Raw genomic sequence first — 12,677 nt, 5'->3', positions numbered from 1 at the left:
TCCGTAGGCATTGTCGAAGGCGATGTTCGCTAAGGTCGACTCCATCCGACGCTGGGGGTGCGATGACCACCGTGCTCGTGACCGGCGCGACCGGCAAGGTCGCCCAGTTGCTCCGGCCCGCCCTGGACGACCTGTCCGTGCGCGCCGTCGACATCAAGCACGTGACAGGCTGGGACGGCGCCCAGACCGCGGTCGGTGACCTGGCCGACCCGGCGTTCACCGCCGCAGCCGTCGAGGGCGTCGACGACGTCGTCCACCTGGCTGCCGATCCTCGCCCCGCCGCACCGTGGCGCGACCTGCGCGGACCCAACGCGGACGCGGTGGTGAACCTGCTCGAGGCATCCGCCGAGGCGGGCGTCCGCCGCGTGGTGCTGGCCAGTTCGGTGCACGCGATGGGCGGATACGTCCGCCACGGCGGCCCGATGGTCGACCCGTCCTGGCCAGCCCGGCCCTGCTGTCCCTACGGTGCGAGCAAGGCGTTCGCCGAGGCCTACGGCGCCACGATCGCCGACGGCGGCGGGCCTGCGGTGATCTGCCTGCGCCTCGGCGGCTGCCAGCCGGAACCGACCGACCTCGGGACGACGCTGGGGTGGCTGGCCCCCGGCGACCTCCAGCAGCTGGTGAGCGCCGCGCTGGCCACCGACGTGCGGTACGGCACCTACTTCGGGGTGTCCGCCAACACCCGCGGCATCTTCGACTACACGAACGCCACCGATGAACTGGGCTACCGGCCCCGGTTCGACGCCGAGGCCTATGCCCCCGGCCTTCCCGAGGGCGACGGCGGGCTGTGCCGGCTCGCGGCAGCCTCAGCCGGCCGGTCGGTCTGAGAACGCGCTGGGGCTCCGGGGCGCCGGGTCCATGATCGTCAACCGGTGGATGCGCCATCACGCACCCAACCGTTGACGATCACTCGCGTACGCCGGCCCCGCGCTCCGGTCAGGACGCGGCGGTGTCGAGCAGACCGTCGCGGTGAGCGACGGCGGCAGCTTCGCCGCGGCCGGAAACCCCCAGCTTGGCCAGGATGTTCGACACGTGCACGCTGGCGGTCTTGGCGCTGATGAACAGCTCCTCACCGATCTCACGGTTGCTCCGCCCGTCCGCCACCAGCTTCAGCACCTCGTATTCGCGCAGGGTCAGCCCGGCGCTGGCCGGACCACGGCCGGCGGGCACCCCGGTGACCAGCGGCACGTGCGCCCGGCGGGACAGGTCGTCGATCCAGCCGCGCAGCAGCCCGGCCCCGAGCTGGTCCGCCCGCCCGGCGGCCTCGCGCAACGCGTCGCCGGCGGCATCGCGATCGCCAGCCGCGATCAGCGCCCGCCCGAGCCGGTACCCCGCGTACGGCACCAGGTAGACCGGGCCTTCGGCCTGCTGTAGTGCGTCCAGGGCCTGCTGCCAGGCGGCAGGGTCGTCGCCGGCTCGGCCGGACAGCTCGGCCTCGATCAGTACCGACCACAGCTGCAGCGGCCAGCCGGCGGCCGTGTGCCGGGCCAGGTCACGCAGCCAGGCGACGTCGACAGCGAGGTCGGCTGGGTCGGCGGCGGCGCGCAGCCGCTCGCCCAGGGCCTGCGCTCCTGCGAACGCCAGCGGCAGGTCGTAGCCGGGCACGGCGGCCCGGACGTCGTCGCCGACAGCGTCGGTGACCACCGACCACGCTTCCTCCGGCCGGCCGGCGGCCAGCGCGACATCGGCGTGCAGCCGCGCGACCAGCCGGCTGTCCTGTGGCAGCACCGTCCGCCGGGTCATGCCGGCGCGCAGCCGTTCGACCGCCGCCGCGGCAGCCTCGACGTCGCCGCGCCACAGCGCCAGCCAGGCCTGCAGTCCGAGCATGTGCCGCTCGTGGTTGGCCGGCGGGACCATCTCCAGGCCGCGCTCGATCATCCGGTCGGCGCGGTCCCAGTGACCCAGCGCCAGCATGGGCTCCGCGGCGTTCCCGGCGAGCACCACACCGGAGGTGCGTTTGCGCCCCTGCTCGCGGGCGTGCTGGTAGCCCTCGGTGGCGACGTCGACCGCCTCGCCGTACCGGCCGAGCAGCATGTAGGCATCGGACAGGTTCACGTAGTACCGATGCAGGTGATCGGGCCCGGCGGTGGCAGTGGCGGCGGCCCGGTGCATCTCGGCCAGCGCCGCCTCGGAATCGCCCAGGTGCACCCACGCGGTGCCTCGCGTGATGCGGGCGGAGGCGACGATGCGGGCCATGCCGATCGCCTCGGCCACTCGTTCGGCCTCGTCGGCGACCTCCAGGCATTCCGCGAAGCTCCAGTCGAGCATGAGGGTGGTGGCCAGCCAGTCCAGCGCCTCCGCCCGCTCGGCGGACGGCGGGTCGGCCGGGATGAGCTCGCGGGCCTCGCGCAGCGCCTCGATGGCACCGGGCCGGCCCAACCGGTTCAGGACGTTGCCCTTGCGTGCGAGCAACCAGCCGGCCCGTCCCGGGTCGGCCTCGCGGTCGACCAGCCGCAGCGCCTCCTTGACCAGCGACAGAGCCCGGTCGAACTCGCCCGCCGAGTACGCCTCGGTGGCGGCCCGCACCACGACGTCGAGCCGGGTGGAACCGGCGACGGTCTCCGGGTCGGCCACCTGATCCCACAGCTCCAATGCCCGCTCGAGCAGCTGCTGTGCGGTGGCATGCGCATACCCGCGCACCAGTTCGTCCGCGGCGGTGAGAGACCAGGCGAAAGCGCGCTCGACATCGTGCGCGGAGTACCAGTGGTGCGCGACCTCCGCCGCTGTGGGCCCGTTCGGCATCAGCTCGGGGTGCGTCTCCAGCGCCTCGGCGTACCGCGCGTGCATGCGGGCGTGCTCGCCGGGCAGCATGTCGTCGTGCAGGGCCTCGCGCAGCAGTGCGTGCCGGAAGGCGTAGCCGTCGCCGTCGACCACGATGACTCCGGACGACACCGCCTCACGCAACGCAGCCTCCAACGGGCCGCTGCGCTCGTCGGCCACCTTCTCCAGCACCGAGTGGTCGACCCGGTTGCCGGCAGCCGACATCAGCCGCAGCAGCCGCTGTGTGTCCTCGGACAACGGTTCGATGCGCACCAGCAACAGGTCGCGCAACGAACCGGGCAACTCCGCCTGGCCCGTGTCGTCGTCGACCCAGGCCAGTTCCTCGACGAAGAACGGGATGCCCTCACTGCGCTGGAAGATGCGCTCGACGTAACCGCGCTCCAGCGGCCGGCCGAGCAACCCGCGCAGCTGAGCCACCACCTCGTCGTGGCCGAGCCGGGGCAGCTCGATGCGGTGCACCTGGCGCATCCGGTCCAGCTCGGCCAGCAACGCCCGCAGCGGATGGCCCCGGTGCAGCTCGTCGGTGCGATAGGTGACCAGGATGAGCAGCTTGGTGTCGCGCACCCCGCGGGCCACGAACCGCAGCAGGTCGCGACTGGCGCGATCTGCCCACTGCAGGTCCTCGAGCAGCACCACCAGCGGCTGCTCGGCGGCCGACCGCTCCAGCAGCGACGTGACGACCTCGTACAGCCGGCCCCGGCCCTCGGGCCCGTCGGCCGGTGGGTCACCGAGCTCCGGCACCAGACTGGCCAGCCGCTCACCGCCGGGCCCGGCCAGTTCGAGCAGAGCCTCAGTACCGACCTGACCGTGCAGCCCGCGCACCGCGCCCACGAACGGCGCGAACGCCGGGCCGTCGCCGTCGAGCGCCACCGACTGGCCGACGACGATACGCGCGCCCAGCCGGCCGGCCTCGGCGGTGAACTCCTCGGTGAGACGGGTCTTGCCGATACCCGCCTCGCCACCGATCAGTACCGTGACCGGCTCCCCCGTGCACGCCTGCGCGTACGCCTGGCGCAGGTCGGCGAGCTGCCGTTCCCTGCCCACCAGGCTGGCGGTGCGAGCAACGTGAATGGCCACGTCATTCATCCTGCCACCAGCCACCGACAGCGCCATCGAATTTCGGCTCCCCGCAGATCGGCCGCGCCCCGCGCAGCGCCCGGCCGGCCTCAGACCGTCCGCGGCCGGGCGCCGGCGCGGGCGCGCGCCTTGCGCTCCTCCGACCGGCGGCCGTCCTCGCGACCGGACCGGGCCAGCCGGTCCTGGCGGACCTGCGCCTGCAGCTCCCTGGACCGCTGCTCGTGAATGATCGACGCCGCGTAGTCCCCGTAGACACCCATGATCTCCACTCCTCTGATCTCCTGACCATCAGCATGGTTCTGAGGCGGCGGGCGGCACATCGGGAGACTGCCGCATCGTCGGTGCGTAGGCACCTCCTAAGGCGCGGCCCGAGGTGCCTTAGGAGGACCCGGTAGCACCTGAGGTCCACCGAACGGTGGACCTCGAAACCCACCGCGCGATGCTCGTGGCGGCCCGGCTGCCAGGCACATCGTGGTGTCATGACCGAACCGACCGACACCGCCATCCGGGTCCGCGGGCTGCGTAAGTCCTATGCCGGCGTGGCCGCCGTCGACGGGCTGGACCTCGACGTCCACTCCGGCGAGGTGTTCGCGCTGCTCGGCCCGAACGGCGCCGGCAAGACGACCACCGTCGAGATCCTCGAGGGGTACCGGACCCGCGACAGCGGCGACGTGAGCGTCCTCGGAGCGGACCCGCAACGGCCCGGCCCCGGCTGGCGGGAGCGCATCGGCATCGTGCTGCAGAGCTCCACCGGCCACGACGAGATCACGGTCGGCGAACTGGTGCACCACTTCGCCGGCTACTACCCCGATGCCCGCGACCCCGACGAGGTCATCGCGGCCGTCGGCCTGGACGAGAAGCACACCACCCGGTCCCGGCACCTGTCCGGCGGTCAGCGCCGCCGGCTCGACGTCGCCCTGGGCATCCTCGGCAACCCCGACCTGCTGTTCCTCGACGAACCCACCACCGGGTTCGATCCCGAGGCCCGCCGGGAGTTCTGGGAGCTCATCACCTCCCTGGCCGACGGCGGCACGACGATCATCCTGACCACGCACTACCTCGACGAGGCCGAACACCTGGCCGACCGCGTCGGCGTCATCACCGGCGGGCGCATCGTCGCCCTGGACACCCCGGCCCGGCTGGGCGGGCGCGACCAGGACGAGGCCATCGTCGGCTGGACCGAGGACGACGTGCCACGCACCGCCCGCACCAGGCAGCCGACCGCGCTGGTGGCCGAGCTTTCCGCCCGGCTCGGTGGCGAGGTGCCGTCGCTCACCGTGAGCCGGCCGACGCTGGAAGACGTCTACCTGAGGCTCATCGGGAACCCGGCGACGGCGTCGGCGCGCGCTTCGCAGCCTGCCGGTTCCCTGGCCGGCCGTACCACCCACGCACAGGAGCGAGTGCCGTCATGAGCAGTCTCACCCGCACCGACACCGGCCGCCGCGCCCGGACGCCGTCGCGACCCAGCCCGCTGCGCATCGCGCTGGCCCGGACCCGGCTCGAGATCGCCATGTACTTCCGGGAGCGCGATTCCGTCATCTTCTCGTTCCTCTTCCCGATCATCATGCTCGGCATCTTCGCCGTGGTCTTCAGCGAGCAGGTCGGGCCGGACGGCGGCGAGGTCGACTTCGCCCAGTACTTCCTGCCCGGCATGGTCGCCTCCGGCATCGCGCTGGTGAGCTTCCAGACGATGGCCATGAGCCTGGCGATCGAACGCGAGGACGGCACGCTCAAACGGCTGCGCGGCACCCCGATGCCGCCGGTGGCGTACTTCCTCGGCAAGGTCGGCAAGATCCTCGTCGTCGGTATCGCGCAGATCGCGCTGCTGCTGGCCGTCGCGGCGTTGGCGTTCGGCGCCGACCTGCCCACCGAGCCGGATCGCTGGCTGACGTTCGCCTGGTGCTACGTTCTCGGCACCGCCGCGGGGACGGTCCTCGGGATCGCGTTCTCCTCGGTGCCGAGGTCCGCGAAGAGCGCGTCCGCCGTCGTCGTCGGGCCGCTGCTCATCCTGCAGTTCATCTCCGGCGTCTTCTTCGTCTTCTCCGACCTGCCAAGCTGGTTGCAGAACATCGCGTCGGTGTTCCCGCTGAAGTGGCTGGCACAGGGCATGCGCTCGGTGTTCCTGTCCGACGACTTCGAGACCATGGAGGTGTCCGGATCATGGCAGCACGGCCAGACGGCACTCATCCTGTCGGTGTGGCTGATCGTGGGTCTGATCGTGTGTGTGCGGACGTTCCGGTGGCGCCGTCGGGACGACGGCTGACGACACCGGAGCGGGCACCGTCCGACCCGGCCGTCACCACGGCCGCGCCGAGCAGCCTGGCCGATCTCGACTCCTTCTGGCAGCGCACCACCGTCGGTTTCCACACCGTGTACCTGGGGCTGCTCGGGCTGCTGGTGGTGATGATCGGCAGCTCGGACAACCTGTCCAGCCGCGAGCGGCTGGTCGGACTGCTGGTGGTGGCCGCCATGGCGGTCGTCTACCTGCTGTTCGGGCGCCGGCTCCTGGAGACCGAGCAACGCGACTGGCGCACCCCGATCCAGCTGGGCGTCAGCTGGGCCGGGTTGTACGTCCTCATCAGCGCCGAGATCTTCGAGGCGTACTTCCTGCTGTTCGGCCTGATCCCGCACATCTGGATCTTCCTCTCGACCCGCATGGCCGTGGCCGCGACGTTCGTGTCCATGGCAGGCCTGGCGCTGGTCGAGGTTGCCCAGGACGGCTGGACCCTGAGCGCGGCACGCGACGTCGCCCCGCAGATCGGCATGCACATCGGCCTCTCACTGCTGATGGGCTTGTTCATCACGAATGTGTTCATCCAGGCCGAGCGGCGCGCCGCGCTCATTGACGAGCTGGAGCGCACGCGCAGCGAACTGGCGCAGCTGGAACACTCGCGCGGAGTGCTGGCCGAACGGGAACGGCTCTCCCACGAGATCCACGACACCCTCGCCCAGGGCTTCACCAGCATCCTGACTCTGGCCCAAGCCGTCGAGGTCACGCTCGACCGCGACCCGGCCGCCGCGCGCGAACGGCTCGCACTGTTGGAGCGCACCGCCCGCGACAACCTCGCCGAGGCCAGGGCTTTGGTCAGCTCGCTCGCGCCGGTGGGGCTGCAGGACGCGACGCTGGCCGAGGCGGTCGAACGGGTCGCCACTCGCTTCGCCGACGAGACCGGGCTGGACGTCACCGTCGAGATCGACGGTGAGGTACGGACGCTGGAACCGAACGTCGAGGTGGTCCTGCTGCGGGCAACCCAGGAAGCCCTGACCAACATCCGCAAGCACGCAGGTGCCCGCCGGGTCACCGTGGCGCTGCGGTTCCAGCCCGGACCGCGCGGCAGCGCCACCATCGCCGTCGTCGACGACGGACGCGGTTTCGAGCCGGTACACGCGGCCGCCGACGGGTACGGGTTGCGCGGAATGCGGGCCCGGGTCGAGCAGGTCGGCGGCCGGCTGGAGGTCATCAGCGCCCCCGGTGCCGGCAGCACGGTCCGCGCCACCGTCTCCTGAACTGCCCCGCCCGCGTTGATCTTGGAGCAACTGCGAAATCAATCGGGCATTTCGCCCCGCGATTCCGCGGTTACTCCAAGATCAACGTGGGGGCAGGAGTGGGCGCACCCGGTACCGTGTCGCTCGTGACGACGCTGCGGCTGCTGCTGGTCGACGACCACCCGGTCGTGCGGACCGGGCTGGCCGGCATGCTCGGCGCCGAACCGGACTTCGAGGTCGTGGGCGAGGCCGGCGACGGCGACGAGGCGGTCACGCTGGCCCGGCAGTTGCGCCCCGACGTCATCCTCATGGACCTGCGGATGCCGAGGCTCGACGGCGCCGAGGCGACCGCGCGGATCATCGCCGAGCAGCCCGGCGCCCGCATCCTCGTGCTCACCACCTACGACACCGATTCCGACATCGTCCGCGCGGTCGAGGCCGGCGCCACCGGCTACCTGCTCAAGGACACCCCGCGGGTGCAACTGGCCGAGGCGGTCCGGTCCGCCCATCGGGGTGAGACGGTGCTGGCAGCGCCGGTCGCGGCCCGCCTGGTACGGCGCCTGCGCACCCCGGCCGCGCCGCAGCTGACCCCGCGGGAGCGGGAGGTGCTCGCGGCGGTCGCCACCGGGCTGTCCAACGCGGAGATCGGGCGGCGGCTGCACATCGGCGAGGCGACGGTCAAGACGCACCTGCTGCGAGTGTTCGCCAAACTCGGTGTCGACGACCGCACCGCGGCCGTCACGACGGCCTACCGCATGGGCATCCTCGACCCGCCGGGCGGCCCGAGCTGAACCCGTCGCCCACCCGCCCCACCCCGCCCAGACATACTTGGGGAATGTCTCCAACGCGCACACGGGTCTCCCGGCTGGCGTTGCGGCCCACCATCGGCATCGACATCGGCGGCACAAAAGTCGCCGCCGGGGTCGTCGACGTCGAGGGGAACATCATCGACCGCACCCGGCGGGAGACACCCAGCAAGAGCAAGAGCGCCCGCGAGGTCGAGGACACCATCGCCGACATCGTGGCCGAACTGGGCTCGCGCCACCACGTGCTGGCGGTGGGCATCGGCGCCGCCGGCTTCGTCGACGGCACCCAGTCCTCTGTGCTCTTCGCTCCGCACCTGGCCTGGCGCAACGAGCCATTGCGCGACGCCGTCCAGCGGCGCATCCGCCTCCCCGTCGTCGTCGACAACGACGCCAACGCCGCGCTCTGGGCGGAGTGCCGGTTCGGCGCCGCTCAGGGCGAGTCGCACGTCGTGTGCGTGAACCTCGGCACCGGCATCGGCGGCGCCGTGGTGCTCGACGGCGTGCTGCACCGCGGCCGGTTCGGGGTGGCCGGCGAGTTCGGCCACATGGTCGTCGTGCCCGGCGGGCACCGCTGCGAGTGCGGCAACCGCGGCTGCTGGGAGCAGTACGCCAGCGGCAACGTGCTGGTCCGCGAGGCACGCGAGCTGGTGGTCAACGGTTCGCCGGTGGCCTACCGCATCGCGGAGGCCTGCCAGGGCGACCCGCTGCGCATCACCGGCCCGATGATCAGCGCCCTGGCCGCGCAGGGCGACCCGGCGGCGCTGGAGCTGCTGGAGGACATCGGGCAGTGGCTCGGGGTCGGGCTGGCCAACCTGGCCGCCGCGTTCGACCCCGGACTGTTCGTCATCGGCGGCGGTGTATCCGACGTCGGCGACCTGCTGTTGCAGCCGGCGCGCACGTCGTTCCGGCGGACCCTCACCGGCCGCGGCTTCCGGCCGGAGGCCCAGGTCGTGCGGGCCGCCCTGGGCAACGAGGCCGGCCTGATAGGCGCCGCCGACCTCGCCCGCCGGGAACGCTCCCGCCGTCGCGACCGGGCCAAGCTCGTCACCACCCGGCTGCTGCTGCCGCGCCGCCGCGTCGAGCTCGACCACCCCGCCCCCGCGCGGCGCAACACCCGCCGCGCCACGGCCGTCGTGAAGGGCACTGGCACCGCCATCGAGCCGGTGCAGTCGCGGCGCGGCAACGGAACCTGGCGGCGCACGGTCACCTGACCGCCTGCCCGCACGCGGCCCCGCGCAACCTCGTTGATCTTGGAGAAATCGCGGAAACCCCGCCCGATATGTCCGATTGATTCCGCGGTTACTCCAAGATCAACCGGAGTTCAGTACCCGTAGAACCCGCGGCCGCTCTTCCGGCCGAGCTGACCGGCGTCGACCATGCGGCGCAGCAGCTCCGGCGGGAAGAACTTCGGGTCGGCGGTCTCGTCCCAGATGTTCGACGTGGCGTGGTGCAGGACGTCGACGCCGGTGAGGTCGGTAGTGGCCAGCGGGCCCATGGCGTGGCCGAAGCCGAGCTTGCAGGCGACGTCGATGTCCTCGGCGGTGGCCACGCCGGACTCGTACAGCTTGACCGCCTCGACCACCAGCGCGCTGATCAGGCGCGTGGTGACGAACCCGGCGACGTCGCGGTTGACGACGATGCACGTCTTGCCGGCCGACTCGGCGAACTCACGGGCGGTGGCCAGGGCGTGGTCGGACGTGTGCTGGCCGCGGACCAGCTCGCACAGCGCCATCATGGGCACCGGCGAGAAGAAGTGCGTGCCGACGACGTCCTCGGGGCGCGCCGTCGCCGCGGCGATCTTGGTGATCGGGATGGCGCTGGTGTTGGTGGCCAGGACCGCTCCGTCGCGGCAGATCCGGTCCAGGGCCGCGAACAGCTCCCGCTTGACGTCGACGTTCTCGAAGACGGCCTCGACGACGACGTCGGCCTCGGCGGCCGCGTCCAGGTCGGTGGTGACGGTGATGCGCGCCAGCGCGGCCTCGCGGTCGGACTCGGACAGCCGGCCCTTCTCGACGAACTTCGCGGTGCTGGCCTCGATGGCACCCCGGCCGCGGGCCACGGCGTCGTCGTCGAGGTCGCGCAGGACGACGTCCCACCCGCCGACCGCCGCCACCTGGGCGATGCCGGACCCCATCAGCCCGGCGCCGATGACCGCCACCTTGCGCGTCATACTTCCTGCCTTCCTTTCAGTGCCTCGTGCTCCGGACCGACGGCGACGACCGTCGCGCGGCCGGCACGCCAACGCTCCCACAGGTGCGCTACCCCCATGACGCCGGCCACGTAGAACCAGCCCATCACGACGTCGACGACGTAGTGCTCGCCGCCGTACACCAGGGTGAACGCCATGGCCAGCGGGAACGCGACCACCAGGGCCCGCAACGCCCAGTGCCGGGCCAGCGGCCACAGCGTGACGGCGACGAGCATCGCGAAGCCGGCGTGCAGCGACGGCAGCGCCGCCACCTCGTTGGCGCCGCCCTGGGCGTCGGACAGCCAGGCGTTGGCGCTGCGCAGGCCGAGCTCGTTCCATCCCCGCCCGACCAGCCGGTACACGGGTTCGTGGATGTCGCCGGTGCGGGCGGCGGCGAACCACGGCGGGGCGGCGGGCAGCAGCACGTAGGTGAGCAGCCCGGCGTACGTCAGCAGGAGCACCCGGCGGATGTAGGAGACCCAACGATCCCGTGACCACATGTAGAACGCGGCGGCGATGGCCCACGGGACGACGAAGTGGCTGAAGTACACGATGGCGATGGCGACGTCCCACCAGCGCACCGTGGACTGGAAGAAGTGCTCCTGCAACCACACCGTGGGCACCGTGCCGCCGAACAGCCAGCTCTCCAGGTCGGCCAGCTCGGCGACCCGCACCGGCATGCCGAGGGTGTCGGCGATGCCCCGCGTGTGGTCGTAGAGGATGAGCGCCGCCAGCAGCGGCAGCCAGTCGAGGAAGGTGCGCACGTGCTCGCGCCACGGGCGGCCGACCTTGACCGCGATCATCCCGATGATGATCCAGCCGGTCTGGCCGACCCGGTCCATCGGGATGCCCTCGAGGGCGCTGTAGCAGACCAGCACCATCAGATAGACGCCCAGGCCGGTGCGCCCGGGCGTCAGGAACCGGCGGGCAGGACTCGCCGGTGGCTCGTCGTCGCCGACCGGCTCGCCGGCGACCGACTCGCTCTTGAGGTCAGTCATCGAAGTGGTCCGGGTCCGGTTCACGGACCACATCCGCACCGAGACTCCGCAGCTGCCCGACGAGATCCGGGTATCCCCGGTCGATGTGATGTACCGCCGACACCAGTGTCTCCCCCTCAGCGACAAGCCCGGCCAACACCAGGCCGGCACCGGCCCGGATGTCGGTGGTGACGACCGGGGCGCCGGACAGCGCGGGCCGGCCGCGGACGATGGCGTGGTGGCCGTCGATGCGCACCTCGGCACCGAGCCGGACCAGCTCGTTGACGAACATGAAGCGAGCTTCGTAAACGTTCTCGGTGATCATGGCGGTGCCCTCGGACACGGCGTCCAGCGCGACGATCATCGGCTGCAGGTCGGTCGGGAACCCCGGGTACGGCAGCGTGACCACGTCGATGGCGCGAGGCCGCCCGGACATCGCCACCCGCAGGCCGCCAGGAGTGGACTCCACCACCGCGCCGGCCGCGGCCAGCTTGTCGAGAACGATCTCCAGGTGCTCCGGGCGGCCGTTGGCGATGGTGATGTCGCCGCGGGTCATGACCGCCGCCACCCCCCACGTGCCCGTGACGATGCGGTCGGGAATGGTGGTGTGCTCGGTGGGGACCATCCGGTCGACGCCCTCGACCCGCAACGTCGAGGTGCCGGCACCGTCGATCTTGGCACCCATGTCGCTGAGCATCTGGCAGATGTCGACGATCTCCGGCTCGCGGGCGACGTTGTCGATGACCGTGGTGCCCTTGGCCAGCACGGCGGCCATGAGGATGTTCTCGGTGGCGCCGACACTCGGGAAGTCGAGCCAGATGTTCGTGCCGCGCAGCCCGCCGGAGGCGCGAGCGACGACGAAACCGTGCTCGACCCCGACCTCGGCACCGAGCTTCTCCAGCCCGGACATGTGCATGTCGAGACCGCGCGAGCCGATGGCGTCGCCACCGGGCAGTGCGACGTCCGCGGCACCGCAGCGGGCCACCAGCGGCCCCAGCACGCAGATGGACGCCCGCAGCCGCCGGACCAGGTGGTACGGAGCCTCGTGGTTGATCTTCTCCGGCACATCGATGACGACGGTGGAGCCGTCGCGTTCGACGCCGGCGCCGAGTTGCCGCAGCAGCTCGGCCATGTAGCCGACATCGGTGATGTCCGGCACGTCGTGCAGCACGGTGCGGCCCTCGGCGAGCAGCGCGGCCGCCATGAGCTTCAGCGCGCTGTTCTTCGCCCCGCTGACCCGGACCTGTCCGCGCAGCGAGCTACCGCCTGTGACCCGAAATCTCTCCACGCGAGTGCGAACCTTTCGCCGTCTCCACCCTGCACGTTCACCGTATGTCCACCCGTGGTGGCCATCATGCCCCG

At 71.8% G+C, this 12,677-nt stretch carries 11 protein-coding genes; 6 read left to right on the top strand and 5 right to left on the bottom strand.

Features of this window, described 5'->3' with window-relative positions; genetic code table 11:
- The first annotated feature begins 62 nt into the window (after positions 1-62).
- Positions 63-827, top strand: a complete 765-nt coding sequence (locus JIAGA_RS28275) for an NAD-dependent epimerase/dehydratase family protein (protein ID WP_051425845.1) — start codon at positions 63-65, stop codon at positions 825-827.
- A gap of 109 nt (positions 828-936) precedes the next feature.
- Here the strand turns inward: JIAGA_RS28275 and JIAGA_RS35900 are convergent, their stop codons facing one another.
- Both JIAGA_RS35900 and JIAGA_RS0107775 read right to left on the bottom strand, forming a co-directional pair.
- Positions 937-3,858 (bottom strand): helix-turn-helix transcriptional regulator, encoded by a 2,922-nt coding sequence (locus tag JIAGA_RS35900; RefSeq protein ID WP_169738830.1) that lies wholly within the window; start codon positions 3,856-3,858, stop codon positions 937-939.
- Positions 3,859-3,947: 89 nt separating this feature from the next.
- On the bottom strand, positions 3,948-4,118 hold the full coding sequence (locus tag JIAGA_RS0107775; protein WP_157552852.1) for a hypothetical protein: 171 nt from the start codon (positions 4,116-4,118) through the stop codon (positions 3,948-3,950).
- A gap of 219 nt (positions 4,119-4,337) precedes the next feature.
- Between JIAGA_RS0107775 and JIAGA_RS28270 the strand changes: the two genes are divergently transcribed.
- The 5 genes from JIAGA_RS28270 to JIAGA_RS28260 all read left to right on the top strand — a co-directional run bounded on the left by JIAGA_RS28270 (position 4,338) and on the right by JIAGA_RS28260 (position 9,361).
- On the top strand, positions 4,338-5,270 hold the full coding sequence (locus JIAGA_RS28270) for an ABC transporter ATP-binding protein (RefSeq protein WP_084469546.1): 933 nt from the start codon (positions 4,338-4,340) through the stop codon (positions 5,268-5,270).
- The gene (locus JIAGA_RS0107765) at positions 5,267-6,121 is read left to right on the top strand and encodes an ABC transporter permease (RefSeq protein ID WP_026875225.1); all 855 of its coding nucleotides are present in this window, start codon (positions 5,267-5,269) and stop codon (positions 6,119-6,121) included. The genes JIAGA_RS28270 and JIAGA_RS0107765 overlap by 4 nt, the downstream gene beginning before the upstream one ends.
- A complete protein-coding gene (locus JIAGA_RS28265) occupies positions 6,097-7,365 on the top strand; it encodes a sensor histidine kinase (RefSeq protein ID WP_051425844.1) in 1,269 nt (422 codons plus the stop codon). The genes JIAGA_RS0107765 and JIAGA_RS28265 overlap by 25 nt, the downstream gene beginning before the upstream one ends.
- Positions 7,366-7,490: 125 nt before the next feature.
- Entirely contained in the window at positions 7,491-8,135 is a 645-nt protein-coding gene (locus JIAGA_RS0107755; RefSeq protein ID WP_245597128.1) for a response regulator, read from the top strand.
- 44 nt (positions 8,136-8,179) lie between these two features.
- Complete coding sequence (locus tag JIAGA_RS28260; protein WP_084469544.1) at positions 8,180-9,361, top strand: ROK family glucokinase; 1,182 nt, start codon at positions 8,180-8,182, stop codon at positions 9,359-9,361.
- 110 nt (positions 9,362-9,471) lie between these two features.
- Here JIAGA_RS28260 and JIAGA_RS0107745 read toward each other — a convergent pair whose 3' ends face one another.
- Genes JIAGA_RS0107745 through murA form a run of 3 tightly spaced genes read right to left on the bottom strand, consistent with a single transcriptional unit; the run spans position 9,472 to position 12,603 of the window.
- Positions 9,472-10,320, bottom strand: a complete 849-nt coding sequence (locus tag JIAGA_RS0107745; protein ID WP_026875223.1) for a 3-hydroxyacyl-CoA dehydrogenase family protein — start codon at positions 10,318-10,320, stop codon at positions 9,472-9,474.
- On the bottom strand, positions 10,317-11,336 hold the full coding sequence (locus JIAGA_RS28255) for a phosphatase PAP2 family protein (RefSeq protein WP_051425843.1): 1,020 nt from the start codon (positions 11,334-11,336) through the stop codon (positions 10,317-10,319). Before JIAGA_RS28255 ends, JIAGA_RS0107745 begins: the two co-directional genes overlap by 4 nt.
- A complete protein-coding gene (gene murA, locus JIAGA_RS0107735; protein WP_026875222.1) occupies positions 11,329-12,603 on the bottom strand; it encodes a UDP-N-acetylglucosamine 1-carboxyvinyltransferase in 1,275 nt (424 codons plus the stop codon). The genes JIAGA_RS28255 and murA overlap by 8 nt, the downstream gene beginning before the upstream one ends.
- Positions 12,604-12,677 lie beyond the last annotated feature (74 nt).

The organism is Jiangella gansuensis DSM 44835 (genome assembly GCF_000515395.1).
Classification (GTDB): Bacteria; Actinomycetota; Actinomycetes; order Jiangellales; family Jiangellaceae; genus Jiangella; species Jiangella gansuensis.
The sequence above is the reverse complement of the archived record's forward strand: the minus strand, read 5'-3'. Positions and strand labels throughout refer to the sequence as shown.

Excerpts from the sequence above, each read along its gene's own strand:
- JIAGA_RS0107765 (WP_026875225.1), top strand. The coding sequence starts at position 5,267 with ATGAGCAGTCTCACCCGCACCGACACCGGCCGCCGCGCCCGGACGCCG.
- JIAGA_RS0107775 (WP_157552852.1), bottom strand. The coding sequence starts at position 4,118 with ATGGGTGTCTACGGGGACTACGCGGCGTCGATCATTCACGAGCAGCGG.
- JIAGA_RS28255 (WP_051425843.1), bottom strand. The coding sequence starts at position 11,336 with ATGACTGACCTCAAGAGCGAGTCGGTCGCCGGCGAGCCGGTCGGCGAC.
- JIAGA_RS28275 (WP_051425845.1), top strand. The coding sequence starts at position 63 with ATGACCACCGTGCTCGTGACCGGCGCGACCGGCAAGGTCGCCCAGTTG.
- JIAGA_RS28260 (WP_084469544.1), top strand. The coding sequence starts at position 8,180 with ATGTCTCCAACGCGCACACGGGTCTCCCGGCTGGCGTTGCGGCCCACC.
- JIAGA_RS28270 (WP_084469546.1), top strand. The coding sequence starts at position 4,338 with ATGACCGAACCGACCGACACCGCCATCCGGGTCCGCGGGCTGCGTAAG.
- JIAGA_RS0107745 (WP_026875223.1), bottom strand. The coding sequence starts at position 10,320 with ATGACGCGCAAGGTGGCGGTCATCGGCGCCGGGCTGATGGGGTCCGGC.